At 67.3% G+C, this 18,631-nt stretch carries 16 protein-coding genes; 3 read left to right on the top strand and 13 right to left on the bottom strand.

All coding sequences use genetic code 11. The features are described from left to right. Positions 1–28: 28 nt before the first annotated feature. The 6 genes from DNK54_RS01590 to DNK54_RS01565 all read right to left on the bottom strand — a co-directional run bounded on the left by DNK54_RS01590 (position 29) and on the right by DNK54_RS01565 (position 5,312). A complete protein-coding gene (locus DNK54_RS01590) occupies positions 29–718 on the bottom strand; it encodes an MOSC domain-containing protein (protein WP_110205199.1) in 690 nt (229 codons plus the stop codon). 35 nt (positions 719–753) lie between these two features. Continuing rightward, positions 754–1,497 carry an enoyl-CoA hydratase-related protein gene (locus DNK54_RS01585; RefSeq protein WP_110205198.1) on the bottom strand — a complete coding sequence of 248 codons (744 nt, stop codon included), beginning with the start codon at positions 1,495–1,497 and terminating at the stop codon, positions 754–756. Positions 1,498–1,522: 25 nt separating this feature from the next. Then, entirely contained in the window at positions 1,523–2,296 is a 774-nt protein-coding gene (locus DNK54_RS01580; RefSeq protein ID WP_110205197.1) for an SDR family NAD(P)-dependent oxidoreductase, read from the bottom strand. Further along, positions 2,293–3,537, bottom strand: coding sequence for an acyl-CoA dehydrogenase family protein (locus tag DNK54_RS01575; RefSeq protein ID WP_110205196.1), 1,245 nt, complete (start codon positions 3,535–3,537; stop codon positions 2,293–2,295). Before DNK54_RS01575 ends, DNK54_RS01580 begins: the two co-directional genes overlap by 4 nt. Before the next feature lie 16 nt (positions 3,538–3,553). Then, the gene (locus DNK54_RS01570; protein WP_204164381.1) at positions 3,554–4,624 is read right to left on the bottom strand and encodes a phosphotransferase family protein; all 1,071 of its coding nucleotides are present in this window, start codon (positions 4,622–4,624) and stop codon (positions 3,554–3,556) included. Between the two features lie 76 nt (positions 4,625–4,700). Further along, a complete protein-coding gene (locus DNK54_RS01565) occupies positions 4,701–5,312 on the bottom strand; it encodes a TetR/AcrR family transcriptional regulator (RefSeq protein ID WP_110205195.1) in 612 nt (203 codons plus the stop codon). 130 nt (positions 5,313–5,442) lie between these two features. Here DNK54_RS01565 and DNK54_RS01560 point away from each other — a divergent pair, with 130 nt between their 5' ends. From DNK54_RS01560 to DNK54_RS01550, 3 genes are read left to right on the top strand one after another with little or no spacing between them, the layout of a single operon-like run. Further along, positions 5,443–6,249, top strand: a complete 807-nt coding sequence (locus tag DNK54_RS01560; protein ID WP_110205194.1) for an enoyl-CoA hydratase/isomerase family protein — start codon at positions 5,443–5,445, stop codon at positions 6,247–6,249. A 5-nt stretch (positions 6,250–6,254) separates the two neighbouring features. Beyond that, positions 6,255–7,166: a crotonase/enoyl-CoA hydratase family protein gene (locus DNK54_RS01555; protein ID WP_110205193.1), complete on the top strand. Its 912-nt coding sequence runs from the start codon at positions 6,255–6,257 to the stop codon at positions 7,164–7,166. Further along, positions 7,163–8,314 carry an acyl-CoA dehydrogenase family protein gene (locus tag DNK54_RS01550; protein ID WP_110205192.1) on the top strand — a complete coding sequence of 384 codons (1,152 nt, stop codon included), beginning with the start codon at positions 7,163–7,165 and terminating at the stop codon, positions 8,312–8,314. The genes DNK54_RS01555 and DNK54_RS01550 overlap by 4 nt, the downstream gene beginning before the upstream one ends. A gap of 87 nt (positions 8,315–8,401) precedes the next feature. On the opposite strand, the gene DNK54_RS01545 is transcribed toward DNK54_RS01550, so the two are convergent. From DNK54_RS01545 to DNK54_RS01515, 7 genes are read right to left on the bottom strand one after another with little or no spacing between them, the layout of a single operon-like run. Next, positions 8,402–11,917 carry an indolepyruvate ferredoxin oxidoreductase family protein gene (locus DNK54_RS01545; protein WP_110205191.1) on the bottom strand — a complete coding sequence of 1,172 codons (3,516 nt, stop codon included), beginning with the start codon at positions 11,915–11,917 and terminating at the stop codon, positions 8,402–8,404. Between the two features lie 59 nt (positions 11,918–11,976). Then, on the bottom strand, positions 11,977–13,095 hold the full coding sequence (locus DNK54_RS01540; protein WP_110205190.1) for an enolase C-terminal domain-like protein: 1,119 nt from the start codon (positions 13,093–13,095) through the stop codon (positions 11,977–11,979). Positions 13,096–13,108: 13 nt separating this feature from the next. Continuing rightward, positions 13,109–13,957, bottom strand: a complete 849-nt coding sequence (locus tag DNK54_RS01535; protein WP_162602266.1) for an ABC transporter ATP-binding protein — start codon at positions 13,955–13,957, stop codon at positions 13,109–13,111. Next, positions 13,954–14,913 (bottom strand): ABC transporter ATP-binding protein, encoded by a 960-nt coding sequence (locus DNK54_RS01530; RefSeq protein ID WP_110205188.1) that lies wholly within the window; start codon positions 14,911–14,913, stop codon positions 13,954–13,956. The genes DNK54_RS01535 and DNK54_RS01530 overlap by 4 nt, the downstream gene beginning before the upstream one ends. Further along, the gene (locus DNK54_RS01525; protein ID WP_110205187.1) at positions 14,913–15,794 is read right to left on the bottom strand and encodes an ABC transporter permease; all 882 of its coding nucleotides are present in this window, start codon (positions 15,792–15,794) and stop codon (positions 14,913–14,915) included. Before DNK54_RS01525 ends, DNK54_RS01530 begins: the two co-directional genes overlap by 1 nt. Beyond that, positions 15,794–16,777, bottom strand: a complete 984-nt coding sequence (locus tag DNK54_RS01520) for an ABC transporter permease (protein ID WP_110205186.1) — start codon at positions 16,775–16,777, stop codon at positions 15,794–15,796. Before DNK54_RS01520 ends, DNK54_RS01525 begins: the two co-directional genes overlap by 1 nt. 56 nt (positions 16,778–16,833) lie before the next feature. Beyond that, positions 16,834–18,474: an ABC transporter substrate-binding protein gene (locus DNK54_RS01515; protein WP_162602265.1), complete on the bottom strand. Its 1,641-nt coding sequence runs from the start codon at positions 18,472–18,474 to the stop codon at positions 16,834–16,836. Positions 18,475–18,631: the final 157 nt, after the last annotated feature.

The following is an 18,631-nucleotide window of genomic DNA, read 5'->3' as shown; positions in this document are numbered from 1 at the left end:
GGAGATTGTGCCCCGGCGGCGGCTGGAATCAGCGGAGCACCACGGGGTCGCCCACCCGGATCGTGCCCGGGGTCACCACGTCGAAGTAGACGGCGAGCTTCGCCTCCCGCTCCCGCCCGAGCGTCTTGAGCAGCTGCCCGTGTGCGGTGGCCCCGTCCTGTTCGATGTCGACCATCCGGCACCGGGTGATCCGCTTGACCCCGCGCAGCACCACCTCGCCGATCTGAATCTCGGCCCCCAGCCAGGACTCCTCCAGCCACGGCTCCTCGGTCTCGACGACCAGGTTCACCCGGAAGTGCCGCGGATCCACCGGCTCCGGATCCCCGGTGAGGTCGGCCAGGGCCTGCAGTGACGCCGTACCGACCAGAGAGACGGAGCCGGCGTCCATGTGCGGCGTCTCGCCCTCACGTCCGAAGCGCACGTCGGCTCCGATGTGGGCGCTGAGGAGGATGTCGACCTCCGGTGCGTCCACCCGCCGCCATCCCCCGTCGGGAAAGAGCACCTCGGGTACGTCGTCGGTCCAACGGGTGCCCAGCTCGAAGATCCGGTCGAGGCGCCGGAACCGGCGGCCATCCTTGCCCGAGCCGAGCTTGCCGTCCGGATCGACGACAGCCCAGGCGCGATCGCCGAGCAGCCCCCGGCGATCCACCTCGGCGACGTCGAGCGCCTCGCCCCCGCAGGACTTGACGGGATGACGGCGGATGCTGAGAAGGGCCACGGGCGCAGCGTAATGCCGGGCCGGGTGCCGATTGCTCAGGACCAGCGGGGAGGACGCTTCTCAAAGAAGGCTCGGACGCCCTCCACACGGTCAGGTGAGCTCGCGTTCTCCTCGTCGGCGGCCCGGGTGAGCTCCCAGCCGTATATCTCCCGCTCAGCGGCCTCGACATGGATCGCCCGCAGCGACCCCTGGACCGCATCCGGGCTGTTGACCGCGATGCGATCCGCCAGCCGCAGTGCCTCCGGAAGCGCCTCGCCGGGTGCGCTGAGCACGTTGATCAGCCCGTGCTGGTAAGCACGTTCAGCGGGGATGGGGTCGCCGGTGAGCAGCAGCTCCGTGGCGAGGCTGAGCGGCAAGCGGGCCGGCGCACGGAAGAGCGCCCCGCTGTTGGCGACCAGGCCACGCTTGACCTCGGGCAGACCGAATCTCGCCTCGCGACTCGCCACCACCAGGTCGCAAGCCAGCACGCATTCGAAGCCTCCTCCCAGCGCGAACCCCTCCACAGCGGCGGTCAGCGGCTTGCGTCGTACCCGGGCGAGGAAGCCGTAGGCCCCGCCCTCCGTGCGCGGCGGCGCGGTGGAGGTCAGGTCGGTGCCCGCACTGAAGTAGCCACCGTCCCCGGTCAGCACGACCGCTCGCACGCTGCGCTCGCCCTCCAACTGGTCAAAGGCGGCCGAGAGCTCGTCGGCCAACGCCTGATCGATGGCGTTGCGCCGCTCGGGCCGGGCGAGAAGGAGCACCCGGACGTGGCCGTGGTCCTCGACACGCAGAGAGGTCATAGCTCGATCCTCTCGCGAGTGCCCCTCATCGGTGCGTCTGCCCGTCGTCGACCTTGATGATCGTGCCGGTCACGAACTCCGACGCCGGCGAGACGAGGTAGAGCAGGGTCGAGTCCAGCTGGGCCGGATCGCCGAGACGCTGCCGGGGAAAGCCGGTCGTGATGTCGCCGACCCGGGCGATCATCCCCTCCATCATCTCGGAGGAGAAGGCTCCCGGAGCGATGGCGTTGACGTTGATCCCATGGCGTGCCCACTCCACCGCCAGCGACTCCGTCATCCGGTTCACCGCAGCCTTGGTGACCGCGTAAAGGGCCGCGCCTTCCCCGGCGTAGTGGAACGCGCTCATCGAGGAGGTGTTGACGATCCGCCCGGGCAGGCCGGCCTCGATCAGGAGCCTCGCCACCGTGGTCGAGAGCAGCCAGGGACCGCGGACGTTGGTGTCGAGCACCCGGTCGACGAGGTCGAGGGTCATCTTGTGAGCCCGCGCTGCGTCTGGGATCCCGGCGTTGTTGACCAGGATCTGCGGCACGCCGACCCGGTCGACGACCTCGCCGATGCAGGTCTCGATCGACGCAGGATCGGCCACGTCGAGCCGCACGCCCACCGCGCTGCCGCCCGCCGTCACGACCTCGTCCACGAGCGCGGCGATCCGGTCCTCGCGCCGGCCCGTCACCACGACCGTTGCACCGGCCGCAGCGAGAACGCGCGCGAAGCGGTGGCCGAGCCCCGAAGTGGCCCCGGCGACGAGGGCGACCTCACCGCTCAGGTCGTGGCCGGCGTACGGCAGGGGGAAGGTCACGGTCGGAGCTCCGCCGCACGACCGAGCTCGGTCCTGGCGATGGTCCGCAGGTGCACCTCGTCGGGGCCATCGAAGATCCGCATCGCCCGATGCCAGCCATACATGGCCGTCAGCGGTACGTCGTCACTCACCCCCGCGCCGCCATGCACCTGGATCGCGCGGTCGATGACATCGAGTGCCACCCGCGGCACGGAGACCTTCGCCATGGACACGTACGGTGCGGCCGCCTTGTTGCCGTGCTTGTCGATCACGGCGGAGGCGTGCTGGCAGAGCAGGCGCGCCTGCTCGATGGCGAGTCGCGACTCGGCCAACTGCTGCTGCACCATGCCCTGCTCGGCCAGCGGCTTGCCGAAGGCGACCCGGCTCTGCACCCGTTCGGCCATCAGCTGCATCGCCCGCTCTGCGGCACCGAGGGCTCGCATGCAGTGGTGGATGCGACCGGGACCGAGCCGGGCCTGGGCGAGAGCGAAGCCCGAGCCCTCCTCCCCCAGCAGGTTCGCGACCGGCACGCGTACCTCCTCGAAGAGCACCTCGCAGTGACCATGCTGGTCGTGGCGGCCGAAGACGGGCACGTCGCGCACGATGGTGACTCCCGGCGTACCACGAGGCACCAGCACCATGGACTGCTGCAGGTGCCGCGCTGCCCCGGGGTCGGTCTTCCCCATCACCACGAACACCTGGCACCGTTCGTCGGCAGCGCCGCTGGTCCACCACTTGCGTCCGTTGATGACATAGGAGTCACCGTCGCGCACGATGCTGGTCTCGATGTTCGTGGCGTCGGATGAGGCGACGTCCTTCTCGGTCATGGCGAAGGCCGACCGGATCGTGCCGGCAAGCAGCGGCTGCAGCCACCGCTGCTTCTGCTCGGCCGTGCCGAAGAGGTGCAGCAGCTCCATGTTGCCGGTGTCGGGCGCCTGGCAGTTCAGTGCCTCGGGCGCCAGCTCAAGACTCCAACCGGAGATCTCGGCGAGCGAGGAGTAGTCGAGCTGGGAGATACCCGACTCGGCAGGCAGGAAGAGGTTCCACAGCCCGCGCCGCTTCGCCTCCTCTTTCAGCTCTTCGATCACCGGCGGCACCGTGTGGTCGTCCGGGCCGCCGGCGGCGCGGTGTGCGTGATAGGAGTCTTCGGCCGGAAAGACCGCAGTATTCATGAAGTCGATCAGCTCGGCGCGCAGCCGCTGCGCTTCGGCCGATGGGGAGAGGTCGAGTCCGAGCCCGTCATAGGCGAGTGTGGGAGTCATGGTGGTCCTCCTGGTTTCAGAGTCCGGCCCGGTCCGCGCGCTCGCGGGCCCGGGTGAGTAGGGGGCCGACCATGTCGCCGATGTCGTCGAACCAGTCCCCGACCGTCGTCCCCTGCAGGTGACGGTGGTGGATCTGCTCGAGGATCACCGCGATCTTGAAGTCGGCGAAGACGATGTACCACTCCAGGTCATCGACACTGATGCTGCGTCGCTCGGCATAGAGCGCCACTACCTCGGCGGCGGTGGGGAAGCCCGCATGCGCGGTCGCGCCGGCGGTGATGGGGTTGTGCATCTGGCCGGGCTCGTCCCAGAAGCTGATCAGGATGCCGAGGTCGGTGAGGGTGTCGCCGAGGGTGGACATCTCCCAATCGAGCAGACCCAGGATCCGACTCGGGTCGTCGTGATCGACCATGAGGTTGTCGATCTTGAAGTCACCGTGGACGATGCCGGGGAAGCGCAACGGCGGCAACGAACGGGTGAGCCGTTCGACGAGATCATCGACCTCAGGACGCTCGGAGGTCTTGATCTTGTGCCACTGCCGGCCCCAGCGTGAGACCTGGCGCTCGAGGTAGCCGTCGGGACGACCCCAGTCGGCCAGGCCGACGTCTGCGGGATCGATCGAGTGGAGGGCGACCAACGTGGTCACCATGTTCTCGGCGAGTGCCCGGCGCTGCTCGACGGTCAAGGTTCCCGTGCCTTCACGGGTGCGGTAGGTGCGGCCCTCAAGCCGATCCATCACGTAGAAGGGCACGCCGAGCACCTCGGTGTCCTCACAGTGCGCTACCACCGTGGGCACCGGCACGGCGGAGCCGCCGAGAGCGCCCATCACTCGCGCCTCGCGCGACATGTCGTGCGCGGACTGCAGGATCTCGCCGTACGGCGGGCGCCGCAGGATCCAGTGCCGGCTCCCGTCGGAGATGTCGTACGTCGGGTTGCTGCGTCCCCCGGCGATGAGCCGCGCGGTCAGCACCCCGGTCGGGCCTTCGGGCAACTCCTTCGCCAGGTAGCGCTCCAGCGCTGGCAAGTCGAGGAGGCCGTCCCCGACCATCGCGTTGCCGGCCTCCTGCGCGGCGCTCGAGTCAACCATCTCCTCAACCCCTATCCAAACGACCGTTTAGATAACCATAGGGCGCCGTCCTCGGTCTGGCAACCCCCGGGCGAGCTCACCCCTCCCCAGCGTCGCGACAACCCACCGTGCCCAGGGCCAGGTCCACGTAGCGCTCGGCCATCTCGGCCGGAGCGACCTCACCGTCCTGGCGATACCAGCTCGCCACCGAGTAGCCCATATTGATCACCGCGCGCGCAGCCTCGCGCGGATGCCTGGTTGCAAAGTCGCCGGTCTCGACCCCACGGGCGATCACGTCATCGAACATACGTTGCTGTTCATCACGCAGCCGCACCACGATCTTGCGTCCCACCTCGTCGAGGCTGCGCAGTTCCGAAGCGCCGATCTGCGCCTCTGCCTGACGATCAGTGTGAAACAGAATCCAGGCTCTGACCAGCGCAGAGAGCTGCTCGCGCGGCGTCCGGCCGGCCGCCAACAGTGCCGATCGCGTGGCAGAGATGACGTCGCTCATCGTCTCGACCATGATCTCTTGCAGCACCTCCTGCTTGGAGGGGAAGTGATGATAGATCGATGCCACGGTCACATCGGCGCCGCGCGCGATGTCACGCATGGACGTAGCGTGATAGCCGACCTCGTTGAACCTCTCGACGGCGGCCCGCAACACCGGCGCCTTGCCGTGCCGCGCCTTGCCCTGAACGGCTCTGACCATGCTTGACTCCTTCGCTCACCACGCTGGCGGATCGCCTCAGCAAACCAGAGCGGGCAGCTCTTGCTCAACCCTAGTTATTTAACTGATCGTTTGTTTAGATATCATCACAAACACGAGCAGGAGGCCCCTGATGACAACACCGGTGGTGGTCACCGATCCCGCGCCCGGCGTCCGCATGATCACACTGTCGCGCCCCGACCAGCTCAACACCCTCGAGGCCGGCCTGGTGTCCGCGCTGCATGAGGAGCTCGATCGCGTCGCAGCCGAGCGTGACGTGCGGGTCGTCGTGCTCACGGGGGCGGGTCGCGCCTTCTGCGCGGGGCTGGACCTGAACGGCTATGGCGACCCCGAACGGATCGATGAGCAGGGCTTCACCTTGGGCACGCTCGACCGCCAACGCGAGATCGCCCGGCTCGTGGAGAAGATCAACGCGCTCCCCCAGCCGGTGATCGCCGCCGTGAACGGAGCCGCCGCCGGTGGCGGGCTGGCCCTGGTCTGTGCCAGCGACATCAGGATCGCGGCCGAGCCGGCGGTCTTCGCCGTCGGCTTCATCCGCGCCGGATTCTCAGCCTGCGACATCGGCATCTCCTGGCTGCTCCCCCGCGTGGTGGGCGCCGGCAACGCGCACGAGCTGATGCTCACCGGTCGTCGCTTCGACGCCGCCGAGGCGCACCGGCTCGGGTTGCTCACCCAGGTGGTGCCGACCGAGACCCTGCTCGACGCCGCGTTGGCCAAGGCCGCCGAGATCGTGCGCAACCCCCCGGCATCGGTGGCGCTCACCAAGCAGGGCATGTGGATGGCCCTGGAGATGCCCAGCCTGAAGACCGCGATCGAGTTCGAGAACCGCCAGCAGGTGATCACCGCCCTCACCGAGGACCAACCCGAAGCCATGCGTGCCTTCCTGGGGAAGCGCGCTCCCGACTACAAGCACAGGTGACCGCCGTGGAGACCCTGCTCTACGCCGTCGAAGACGGCATCGCGACCATCACGCTCAACCGGCCCGACCGGCTCAACGCCTTCACCGACGAGATGGAGGCCGAGCTGATCGAGGCCTTCGACCGGGTGGACGCCGACGACGACGTCCGGGCCGTGATCCTCACCGGTGCTGGCCGGGGCTTCTGCGCCGGAATGGACGCGGTCGACGGGGGCGATGCCTTCACCGCCTGGCGCACCAGCCGCACCGCTCCCGCCGACACCCAGTTCGACGTACCCGGTGATGACCTGCCGCGGCGCCGGGACGGGGGCGGCCGGGTGGTGCTGCGGATGTTCGACTGCCGCAAGCCGATCATCGCCGCCGTCAACGGCCCCGCCGTCGGGGTGGGCGCCACGATGATCCTCGCCGCCGACATCCGGCTCGCATCCGAGACCGCGAAGTTCGGCTACGTCTTCGCGCGGCGCGGCGTGATCCCCGAGTCCTGCTCGTCATGGTTCCTCCCCCGGCTGGTCGGGATGCAGACGGCCCTGGAGTGGGTCTTCACCGGCCGGGTCTTCCGAGCCCCGGAGGCGCTCGAGCACGGCCTGGTGCGGTCGTTGCACACGCCCGAGGAGCTGATCGGCGTCGCCACCGACATCGCCCGCGAGATCGCCGACAACGCAGCCCCGGTCTCCGCCGCCATGGCCCGGCAGCTGCTGTGGCGCATGCAGGGCGCCGCCCACCCGATGGTGGCGCACCAGATCGAGTCGCTCGGCCTGAACCTGCGGGGCGTCAGCGCCGACGGCCGCGAGGGCTTCGCCTCCTTCCTGGAGAAGCGACCTGCCGCCTTCCCCGACCGGGTCACCACCGAGCTGCCTGACCTCTTCACCACCTTCCCTGCTCCCACCTTCGACCCGACCACCTTGGAGGACCCCCGATGAAGCGCACTCTCTACACCGACGATCACGAGGCCTTCCGCGGCACTGTCGCGGCCTTCGTCGAGCGCGAGGTCGTGCCCAACCTCGAACGCTGGGAGGAGGAGCGCATCATCGACCGCGACGTGTGGCTCGCCGCCGGCAAGCAGGGCCTGCTCGGCCTGGCCGCCCCGGAGGAGTACGGCGGCGCGGGTGGCGACTACCGCTTCCGCAACGTGATCCTCGAGGAGTTCGCCAAGGTGCACGCCACCTCGCTTGCCTCGAGCTTCTCGTTGCAGGACGACATCGCCATCCCCTACATCGCCGAGATCGGCACCGAGGAGCAGAAGCAGCGCTGGCTCCCCCGCATGATCGCCGGAGAGCTGATCGGCGCCATCGCGATGACCGAGCCCGGCACCGGATCCGATCTGCAGGGCATCAAGACCTCCGCTCGCCAGGTGCCCGGTGGCTGGGTGATCAACGGCGCCAAGACCTTCATCACCAACGGCATCAACGCCGACCTCGTCATCACCGTCGCCCGCACCGACCCGGCCGGTGGGCCTCGCGGCTTCACCCTCTTCGTGGTCGAACGGGAGATGGAGGGCTTCTCCCGCGGGCGCAAGCTCAAGAAGGTCGGCCTGCACGCCCAGGACACCGCCGAGCTGGTCTACGAAGACGTCTTCGTGCCCGACGCTGGAGTGCTCGGCGAGATCGGCGGCGGCTTCGGCCAGCTGAAGAACATGCTGCCGCTGGAGCGGCTCTCGATCGCCGCCCACGCGGTCGCCGTGGCCGAGGCCGTCCTCGCCGACACGATCACCTACACGAAGGACCGCAAGGCCTTCGGTCAGCGCATCGCCGACTTCCAGAACACCCAGTTCGAGCTCGCCGAGATGCAGACGATCGTCCACGTGGCCAGGGTGTACGTCGACCAGGCGATCCTCGCCTTCAACCTCGGCGAGCTCACCGACGTCGATGCGGCCCAGGCGAAATGGTGGGCTTCCGACCTGCAGAACGACGTCATCGACCGCTGCCTGCAACTGCACGGCGGCTACGGCTTCATGTTGGAGTATCCCGTGGGCCGCGCCTACCAGGACGCCCGGATCCAGCGCATCTTCGGCGGGGCGAACGAGGTCATGAAGCTGATCATCGGGCGGAAGATCGTAGGCCGCCCCTGAACGAACGGCGGCCTGTCTCCGATCAGATGACCGGGGACAGGCCGCCGTTGACGTTCGCGCGGGCGTCGTCGATCCGCGCCCAGCCGCTCAGCCGTCGATCCGCAACAGCACGTCTTCGAGATGGGCGTCGACGCCGAGCCTGGCCGCCGCCTCGCGCACCGCGTCGACGTAGGTGACGACGTTGCCCAGCTTGACCTCGTCGTAGCCGCGGATGTCGTCGGCAAGAGCCAGCAGGCTCGTGAGCGCCGACCGCTCGTGGTCGGCCATCTGGGCCATAACCTCCTCGCACAGCCCCCGATAGTGCCGGACCAGGGCCTTCTCGATCCTGCGGACGCGGTCCATCCCGAAGATGTCGAGTCGGGTGCCGCGCAGGAACTTCATCCGCGCCATCACCGCGAAGAGCGGGCGGAACCAGCCGCCGACCTTGATCTTCTTGTGCATGCCCAACGCCTTCAACATCGGCGGGTGGAGATGGAAGCTGACCTTGGCTCCGACACCGAACTCGTCTTCGATCCGCTGCTTCTCACTGTCGAGCAGATGCAGGCGAGAGACCTCGTACTCGTCCTTGTAGGCAGTCAACCGGTAGAGCTGGAAGGCGACCGTCTCGGTGATGGAGCCGACCGTCCCATAGGCCGCCCGCTCCGCCGCGGCGGCTCGGTCCACGACGTCGAGGTAGCGGGTTGCGAGCTTCTCGTCCTGGTAGGCGACCAGCTCGGGGACCCGCACGTCGAGCAGCTGCCGCACCTGGGTGCCCTCGGGGTGGGCGGTGATCCGGCGGGCGAGCGCCTGCGAGATCACCGCGGCGGGCTGCGATTGCGCCTTTTCCAGCATCGTCGCCACGACCTCGGGAGCCGCGACGGCGGCGCGCCCCCAGCGGAACGCGTTGATGTTCGCCTCGACGGCGGCACCGTTGACGCGGAGCGCCTCCTCGATCGAGCCAGCCGTGATCGGCAGCGCACCAGACTGATAGGCGGCGCCGACCAGCACCGTGTTGGTCATCAGGTGATTGCCGAAGACGGCCTCCGCGATGCGGTTGGGATCGACCGCAACGTTGTCGGCCGCGCGCGAGACTTCCGCGAGCTCGGCAAGAAGCACGGCCGCATCCGGATAGGGGATGCTCGGGTCGATCGCCTGATCGGCGGTCGGCGTGGGCGACGTGGAGGCCACGACGATGGTGCGGTCGGGCCCCGCCAACGACAGGTTCTTCGGGGCCATCGACGTCAACAGGTCGAAGGCGAGGAAGAGATCGGTCTCCCCCTCAGCGATCTGAGCGGCCGGCTCGTCGGACGCCTTGCTGTAGACCTGCAGCTGGGAGACCACCGGCCCCGCCTTCTGGCTCGACCCGGTCAGGTCGAGGTTGCGCACCAGCAGGTTGTCGAACGCGGCCGCATTGGCGAGCACTTGACTCATCGTGACGACGCCGGTGCCGCCGATGCCGGTCATCGTGATGTTGAAGGCTTCAGAGGGCACCCGGCAGACCGGTGCGGGAACCTCGGGTGCCTGAGCCACCGCACGCTCCGTGCGGACCGCGTCCTTGGTCTCGACCGAGAGGAACGACGGGCAGTTGCCGTCGACGCAGGAGTAGTCGAAGTTGCACGACGACTGGTGGATCGTCGTCTTCCGGCCGAACTCGGTCTCGATCGGCTGCACCGAGAGGCATTGCGACTTGCGGTTGCAATCGCCGCAGCCCTCGCAGACGCGATCATTGATCGCGATCCTTCTCGTCGGCTGCACCATCTTCTTCCGCTTGCGCAGCCGACGCTTCTCGGCAGCGCAGTACTGGTCGTGCAGCAGGACCGTGACGCCACGCACGTCGGCAAGGGTCTCCTGCGCCTCGAGCAACCGGTCCCGATGCCAGACCTGGACTCCCTTGGCCAGCTTGGTGCGTCGGTACTTCTTGGGATCGTCAGTGGTGATGATGGTGCGAGCGACCCCCTCCGCCTCGAACAGCTTGGTCAGCGCCGGCACGCTCATGCCGCCTTCGACGTGCTGTCCACCGGTCATTCCCACGGCACTGTTGTAGAGCAGCTTGTAGGTGATGTTGACGCCGGCTGCCACGGCCGAGCGCAGCGCCAGGCTGGCGGAATGGTGGAACGTCCCATCACCGACGTTCTGGAAGATGTGTGCCGTGTCGGTGAACGGCGCCATGCCGACCCACTGCGCGCCCTCCCCGCCCATCTGGGTGTAGCCGGCCATCTCGCCGTACTCGTCGCGCGGCACCACCAGTTCGAGGATGTGGCAACCGATACCGGCCGAGACGGTGGCGCCCTCGGGCGCGATCAGCGACCGGTTGTGCGGGCAGCCGGAGCAGAAGAACGGCTTGCGGTCCGTGATCAAGGGCAGCAGCGGGCGGGTACGTCGGGGCGCCGGCACGGTGACCACGTCACCGAGCAGATCGCGCAGCGCGGGCCCGAGGGCGCGGACGACCGCGTCGGAGGTGAGGGCGCCGTAGTCGGGAATCATCGGCCGCCCGTTCGGACCGAGCTTGCCATGGATGGCAGGCGCGTCGGCGCGACCGTACAGCGCCTCCTTGAGGAAGCCCTCGACCAGGGACTTCTTCTCCTCCACGACGAAGATCTGCTCCAGACCGTCGGCGAAGTCCGACCACTCCTGCTGACTGACCGGCCACAGCGCACCCAGACGCTTGACTCGTACGCCGTGCTTGCGCAGCGCCGCCTCGTCGAGCCCCAGGTCCACCAGGGCCTTGTGCAGGTCGTAGTAGGTCTTGCCCGGAGAGACGATCCCGATACGTGCCTGGGCTGGAGCGATGGTGATCGGGTTCAGGTTGTTGAGCCGGATGTAGTCGGCAGCGATCTGCTTACGCTCCTCCACCAGGTCGCGCTCCGCCTCACGCATCGGGCCGCCAGGCGTGTTCACTCGCAAGGTCGGGGCGAACTCGCCCGAGCGGACCGCCTCAGGAAGGACGAACCGCAGCCGCGCCGGATCGACATCGGCCGATCCGGAGGCGTCGGCAGTCTCGGTGACCATCTTGAAGCCGACCCACAGGCCGCTGATCCTGGAGAGCTCATAGCCGTGGGCGCCGAGATCGAGGATCTCCTGGACGTTGCCGGGGAAGAAGAGTGGCATCCCCCAGTCGATGAACATGCCGTTGCTGTCCGTAGGGAAGTTGGTGGAGCCGGCATTCGGGTCATCGCCGGCCACCACTAGGACACCACCGTGCCGGCCGGTGCCCCGGATGTTGCCGTGCCTCAGTGCATCCGCTGCACGGTCGACACCCGGGGCCTTGCCGAACCACATGCCGAAGACGCCGTCGACGGTGGCGCCGGGCAACTCGTTGACGGTCTGCGCGCCCCACAGCGCCGTTGCTGCCAACTCCTCGTTGAGCCCGGGGCGATGAACGATCCGGTGCTCCTCGAGAAGCTCGGTCTGCCGAGCCATCTCGTCATCGACGCCACCGAGCGGTGATCCCGGGTAGCCCGAGACCAGGCCGCCCGTGTTCAGTCCGTTCGCGACGTCGCGGCGCCGCTGGTCGACCAGGATCCGGACGAGGGCCTGGATGGAGGTGAGGTAGGCACCGTCCTTCTGGTCCTCGAAGCGGTCCGCCAGGGAGTGGCGGGCCTGCGGCCGGCTGGTGAGCGTCATTTCTCTTCCTTGTCTGATGAGATCGAGTGGTACGGCAGGCAACCGGCGAGGCGGTGGCCTCAGCTGCCCAAGTGGGTGCTGAACTCGCCGACCGCCAGTTCGCGGATCGTCATGTTGTCGATCTCGTCCTCATCGATCTCGTAGCCGAGACCCGGCTTGGTCGGCGCGTCGACGAATCCCTCGGCGTTGACACGCAGCGTGTCCTTCATCCCCTGGTCGAGGATTCCGGTGGGCACCGGAAGTTCCACCAGATCGCAGTTGTGGATGGCGAGCATCACGTTGAAATGGGCGGCCTGGATCAGCGTGTGGCCGTAGGAGTGGGGTTCGTAGTTGATCCCGAACGCCTCACACATGGAGGCGGCCTTCTTCATCGCCGAGATGCCACCGACGAAGTCCCCGATCCCCCGGATCTGGTCGACCGCGTGTCGAGTGACGTACTGGGGCAGGAACTTCAGCCCGCCCATGACGCTCTCGGCTCCCGCCACCTGGATGTCGAGGCTCCGGGTGAGGTCGACGAGTCCGTCGATGTCGGTGTCCTTGATCGGCGCCTCGTACCAATAGAAGTCGAGCTCTTCGAGGACTCGGCCCACCTTGAACGCTCCGTGCCGGTCGTAGGAGTTCACCGGGTCGAGCATCAGATCCATGGTGTCTCCGACCGCTTCGCGGACGGCACGACACACCTCGATGTCCTTGTCCGGGGTGCCGAACGCGTGCAGCTTGTAGGCGGTGAAGCCTTCGTCGCGGCACTGGAGGGCAAGGTCCACGTAGTCCTGGACCTCCGGATACCACACCGTGCTCGCGTAGGCGCGGACCCGATGCCTGGCGGCGCCCAGCAGCTTGTAGACCGGGGTCTCATGGTGCTTGCCGATCAGGTCCCACAATGCGATGTCGACGGCCGAGCTGACGCCCGTCGGTGCGGTCAGCGAGTCGCTCAGCTCGTAGGAGATGGCCTCGACGTCGTGCGGGTCGCGCCCGACGAGCACCTTCTTGAGTCGCGGCAGCGAGTCCTCCATCTGACCGTTGCCGACCAGCCACGTGATGCAGTGGCCCTCGTGGCCGTCCTCGCCGATGATGCGCAGGAGAATCAGGCCGATCCGCCGGCCCTCCCACTCGTCCTTCCACTTGAACTCGTAGTCGGGGGACTTGAGCTGGGTCGCGCGTACGTCGATGATCTTCATGGAGATTCAGTCCTCAATGGGTGGGAACGGGTTGGCTGATGAGAAACGGGGCATCCGCTGACTCCACGGGCTCCAGGTCGTCGATCTCCAAGGAGGTCAACTCGGAGGCCGCAAGCAGACGCTTGGTGTAGTCGTGTTCTGGTGCGCGCATGACCGCATCGACAGGCCCCTGCTCGACGATGTCGCCCTTGTAGAGCACGGCCACGCGGTGGCACAGGTGCCGGATCATGTCCATGTCGTGGCCGATCAGCAGGAAGCCGACGCCGAAGTTCTCCTGCAACTCCAGCAAGAGGTTGGCGATCTGAGCGCTCACCGAGACATCGAGCGCGGACATCGGCTCGTCGAGGACGATGACCGACGGATCCTCGGCCAGGGCACGCGCGATGGCGATACGTTGCCGCTGACCGCCCGACAGCTGGTGCGGATAGCGGTCGATGTAGTCCTCGGGCAGGCCGACCATGGCGGTGAGCTCGGCCGCGCGCTCACGTCGCTCCGACTTCTTGGCGCGGCGCTCGATCGCGCGACGCTCGGTCATCACGTCCCAGAGTCGGCGACGCGGATTGAGCGAGCTGAACGGGTTCTGGAAGACGGCGCTGACGTTGTTGAAGTACTCCTTCATCTCCGCCTTGCCCATCTCATTGCGCGGCGTACCGCGGAAGCGGACCACACCGGTGGTCGGCTCCTCGATCGCCAGCAGCATGCGCATCAGCGTGGTCTTGCCGCTGCCGGACTCGCCGACCAGGCCGACGGTCTCCCCCTGGGCGACGCCGAGAGAGACGTCCTTCAGCGCGTGCACCGCGGCGGCACCGCGTGCTTCGTAGGTCTTGACGACGTTGCAGGCTTCGAGAATGTAGTCGGTCATGACGCCACCGGATTCCAACATGTGTAGCGGGTCCCTTGCTCGGTTGCGACCTCGCTGGGAAGGCCTTCGTGACACTGGTCGGTCGCGTTCGCGCAACGAGGGCTGAACGGGCAGCCCTGAGGCATCGCGAACAGCGAGGGCGGATTGCCCGGAATGGCACGCAGCTTCTGTCTCGGCCGGTCCCCCAGCACGCTCGCGTCGAGGAGGGCGCGGGTATAGGGATGCGAGGGCGCCGCCATCACCTGCTCGATAGGCCCGCTCTCCACCACGATGCCGCCGTACATGACCACGACGTGCTGACAGAGCAACCGCGCCACGCGGATGTTGTGGGTGATGAACAGGGTGGCCAGATTCCGCTCGCGGCGCAGGCGGTCGAGCAGACGCAGGATGCCGACCTGCGTCGTGACGTCCAGAGCCGTGGTCGGCTCGTCGGCGATGAGCACACTGGGCCGCTTCGCCAACGCGATCGCGATCGCGACCCGCTGCTTCATGCCGCCGCTGAACTCGTGAGGGTAGTCGCCGAGCCGATCGGCGGCGTTCACGATGCCGAGCGACTCGAGCAGCTCGGTGATCACCTGGTCGGCGTTGCGCTTGTCCTCCTCCGGGAGGACCTCCTTGATCTGCGAGCGGATCGTGTAGAGCGGATCGAGCGCTGTGGTCGGGTCCTGCGGGATGAAGCCGATCTCGTTGCGCAGCACCTGGCGCATCTGCCGGTCGGTGCACAGACGTACGTCGATGCCGTTCACCGAGACGATCCCCTCTCGGAGATTGCCGACCGGCGGTCGGATCATCCGCATGACGCTCTGCGCGACGGTGCTCTTACCGCTCCCGGACTCGCCGACCAGAGCAACTGCCTGACCCTGTGGAACGTGGATGGAGACACCGCGGGCGGCGTGCGCCACCCGGCCACCCTGGTAGTACTCCGTGTGCAGGTTCTTGACGTCCAACATGGTCATCACCGCCTTGTCGCGGGGTCGAGGGTTTGACGAAGCCAGTCACCGAGGAGGTTGGCTGAGAGCACGGTGATGCTCAGGGCGATGCCCGGGAAGACCGGCACCCACCAGGCGGTCTGCATGAAGTTGCGGCCGTCGGCCAGCATGTTGCCCCAGGAGGCCGCAGGCGCCGGGACGCCGATGCCCAGGAAGCTCAGCGAGCCTTCGGCGATGATCGCGAATCCGATCTGCAGTGTCGCGAGCACGAGCAGGGTCGGCACGACGTTGGGCACGATGTGCCGCACGATCGCCCAGCGGGCGTTGCCACCCATCACCTTCGACATCACGACGTAGTCCTCGTTGCGGATCCGGATCACCTCGCTGCGCAGGACCCGGGCGTACTGCGGCCACACCGCCAGCACCAACACGACGATCACGATGGTGATGCTCTTGCCGTAGAGCGCGACCACGATGACCGCCAGCAGCAGCACCGGGAAGGCCATGGCCGAGTCGGCCACACGCGTGAGGAAGGCATCCAGTCGACCGCCGGTGTAGCCCGCCAGAAGGGCGACGCCCAAGCCGATCGCGCCCGCGATCAGCACCGCACCCACAGCGACCAGGAACGAGACCTGAGCGCCCGAGAGCAGTCGACTGAGGATGTCGCGACCGAGCTGGTCGGTGCCCAGCAGATACGTGGTCGAGCCGCCCTCGGCCCAGAACGGCGGCGCCAGCGAGTGCGCCAGGTCGTTCTGGGTCGGATCGTGGGGGGCGATCAGCGCGCCGAAGATCCCACAGAAGGCGAAGAGTCCCATCGCCGCCATGGAGAACCACGGCTTGCGCGAGTGCCTGCTGCGCTTGAGGCCGCGTCGGCGCGGTGCCCGGCGGGTGGGCGTCATCGTGGACATCAGACTGTCTCCATCACGTCGATGGGCTGCACGGTCGTCGTGGGCCTCTTCTTCTTGCCGCGACTGGCGGCCGGTCTACGGACTCGCGGATCCAGCAGGCCGTAGAGCACATCGACGATGAAGAGCAGGGCGATGAAGACGAGGGTGTTGACGATGACGATGCCCTGGATGAGGGCGAAGTCCTTGGCGTTGATCGCCTGGATCGCCAACTGGCCGACACCAGGCCACGCGAAGAGGTTCTCGATCACAATGGTTCCGGAGAAGAGGGCTCCGAGTTGGATGCCGGCCAAGGTGACCACCGGCAGCGAGGAGTTCCGCAGCACGTGCACGACCAACGTGGCCGGGGCGACGCCCTTGGAGCGTTCGAAGAGCGTCTGATCCTTGGAGAGCATCTCGAGTACGGTCGAGCGGGTGAGGCGCGCGATCGAGGCGAGCGCGAACGCCGCCAACGAGATCGCCGGCAACACGATGCTGGTTGCGGTCGCATCCCCGAACGCTGGGAACCAGCCGAGGCTGACGCTGAACACCGCGACCAGGATCATGCCGAGCCAGAAGGACGGGATCGACTGGCCGAGCACGGCCATCAGGCGCACCCCGTAGTCGGTGGGCGTGTTGGAGCGGAAGGCGGCGAGCGCACCCGCCGCAACACCCAACACCAGTGCGAACAGGAAGGCGACCAGCGCAAGCTTGGCGGTGGCCTGCATGCCCGGAACCACCAGGTCGGAGACCGGAACCCGATAGCTGGTCGAGCGACCGAGGTCACCGGTGACCAGGCCCTGGAGGTAGTCCCAGTACTGCACCAGGATCGGGCGATCGAGGCCGAGCTCGACGCGGACCGCATCAAGCTGCTCCGGCGTGGCATCCGGCGGGGCGAGCAGCGCGGTGGCATCCCCGGACATCCGGGCCAGGAAGAACACCACCGTAACGATGAAGAAGAGCGCGATCAGGCCTTGCAGAAACCGCGTTCCGGTGTATCTCAGCATGGGGGCTCCAAGAAGGTGGGGTGCGCCCGGTCGCCGACCGGGCGCACCCGGGTCGGTTACTTCGCCCGCAGGGACCAGAACGGTCCGGCGTACGGGTTGCCACTCATCAGTTCGAAGTCGGCAACCGTGGGGCCCACCGCATAGACCGCGTCGAGGGAGACGACGGGCAGCGAGTAGGACTGGTCGTAGAGGTATGTGCCCATCTCCTTGGCGATCGCCTCCTTGTCGGCAGGATCCATCGCCTCGGACATGTCAGCGAACATCGTGTCCAGCTTCGGGTCCTTCACGGTCGTGTAGCCACCGTCGGAGCCGAAGAAGATCTGGTAGTTCTGCGGGTCGGCCATCAACAGACCGGGCATGCCCAGCACGATCGCGCCCCGAAGCTGGTGCTTGACCACACTGTCGAGATAGGTCGCAGGGTCCTGCACGTCCAGAGTCGCCTCGACCCCGATCTCCTTCCAGTAGCCGACCACGGCTTCCGCCATCTTCTGCACGTCCGTGACGGCGGTCGTGGCGTTGTAGAGCGTGAGGGTGAACTTCAGGTTCGATGCGCCGGCATCGGCCAACAACTGCTTGGCCTCGTCGGGGTTGTAGGGCAGCGCGGTCAGGGACGGGTCGTTGCCGAGCGTCACCGGGAACGTGTTGTTGGCAGGCACCGAGCCGAAGCCGCGATAGAGCGAGTCCGCGATGGCCTGGCGGTCGACCGCCAGCGTCAGCGCCTTACGGACGTTGGGATCCTTGAGCGGCGAGTCCTCGGGGAAGTAGTTGTCCATGTAGAGGACATGCCCCTGGGATGCGGCCTCGCCCTTGATCAGCCGAATGCTCTTGTCGTTCTCCAACTGCGCAGCGCTGTTGGGCGAGATGCCCTGCGCGATGTCGATCTGCCCGGTCTGCAGACCTGCGACGCGGCTGCTCTCATCGGGGATGATCTTGAGGACGAGCGTCTTGAAGTTGGCGATCCGGTCCTTGTCCCAGAAGTCCTTGAAGCTCTCGAGGGTCATCGAGTCGTTGAACTTCTGCGAGACGAACTTGAACGGGCCGGCCGCTACCGGAGCCTTGCGGAACTCCTTCTCGCCGACCTTCTCGTAGTAGTCGCTGGCGATCGGCGCCGGGATGTCCATCGGCAGTGTTGCGTAGGGCTCCTTCGAGGTCACCGCGACGGTGAGCGGGTCGATCACCTCGACCTTGTCGATACGACCCGCGAAGGTGGCGTAGGAGGTGAACTCGGGATCGCTGACTCGCTCGATCGACGCCTTGACGTCCTCGGCATCGAAGTCGGAGCCGTCGTGCATCTTGACTCCTTCGCGCAGCTTGAACGTCCAGGTGCGGCCGTCCTCGCTCACCTCCCACTCGGTGGCCAGCGCCGGCACGAACTTCGCGTTGAGGTCCTGGCGCAGCAGCGGCTCGCCCACCGACCACTTGATCGGGTAGGTGTTGCCGCCCTCGTTGGCGAGCACCGGATCGGCGTACTGCTGTTGCAGCGTGGCGACACCGACGGTGAGCGTCTGGTTCTCAGCGACCTCAGGGATGTCGCCTTCGCCGAGCTCGTCGACAGAGCTACCGCCACCGCTGCCGCAGGCGCCAAGTGCGAGGGCAAGGGCAGCAGCCCCCGCCACCACGCGGAGCCCGCGTACGTGGTTCCGTCGGGGACGACCGCCGCTGATCGCGCGACGCGTCCCGAGTAGTGCTTTGGACACTGCCTTCTCCTTTGTTCCGATCGCCGGACACCAGAGGTCCGACCTGCGCGGGGCTCGGCGTCGATGACCCGACAACTTCCGCCTTGTTGACATACACGTCAACTTGATACCCATGTCATATTGTGTTGCGTGCCACCCTCCCTGTCAAGGGATCGAG

Source organism: Nocardioides daejeonensis, assembly GCF_003194585.1.
Classification (GTDB): Bacteria; Actinomycetota; Actinomycetes; order Propionibacteriales; family Nocardioidaceae; genus Nocardioides; species Nocardioides daejeonensis.
Note: the sequence above shows the minus strand (reverse complement) of the source record. Positions and strands in the feature narration are given on the sequence as shown.

Coding starts and splice junctions, on each gene's coding strand:
- DNK54_RS01575 (WP_110205196.1), bottom strand. CDS start 3,537: ATGACTCCCACACTCGCCTATGACGGGCTCGGACTCGACCTCTCCCCA.
- DNK54_RS01520 (WP_110205186.1), bottom strand. CDS start 16,777: ATGCTGAGATACACCGGAACGCGGTTTCTGCAAGGCCTGATCGCGCTC.
- DNK54_RS01560 (WP_110205194.1), top strand. CDS start 5,443: ATGACAACACCGGTGGTGGTCACCGATCCCGCGCCCGGCGTCCGCATG.
- DNK54_RS01540 (WP_110205190.1), bottom strand. CDS start 13,095: ATGAAGATCATCGACGTACGCGCGACCCAGCTCAAGTCCCCCGACTAC.
- DNK54_RS01565 (WP_110205195.1), bottom strand. CDS start 5,312: ATGGTCAGAGCCGTTCAGGGCAAGGCGCGGCACGGCAAGGCGCCGGTG.
- DNK54_RS01535 (WP_162602266.1), bottom strand. CDS start 13,957: ATGACCGACTACATTCTCGAAGCCTGCAACGTCGTCAAGACCTACGAA.
- DNK54_RS01525 (WP_110205187.1), bottom strand. CDS start 15,794: ATGTCCACGATGACGCCCACCCGCCGGGCACCGCGCCGACGCGGCCTC.
- DNK54_RS01570 (WP_204164381.1), bottom strand. CDS start 4,624: ATGGTTGACTCGAGCGCCGCGCAGGAGGCCGGCAACGCGATGGTCGGG.
- DNK54_RS01530 (WP_110205188.1), bottom strand. CDS start 14,913: ATGACCATGTTGGACGTCAAGAACCTGCACACGGAGTACTACCAGGGT.
- DNK54_RS01585 (WP_110205198.1), bottom strand. CDS start 1,497: ATGACCTCTCTGCGTGTCGAGGACCACGGCCACGTCCGGGTGCTCCTT.
- DNK54_RS01550 (WP_110205192.1), top strand. CDS start 7,163: ATGAAGCGCACTCTCTACACCGACGATCACGAGGCCTTCCGCGGCACT.
- DNK54_RS01545 (WP_110205191.1), bottom strand. CDS start 11,917: ATGACGCTCACCAGCCGGCCGCAGGCCCGCCACTCCCTGGCGGACCGC.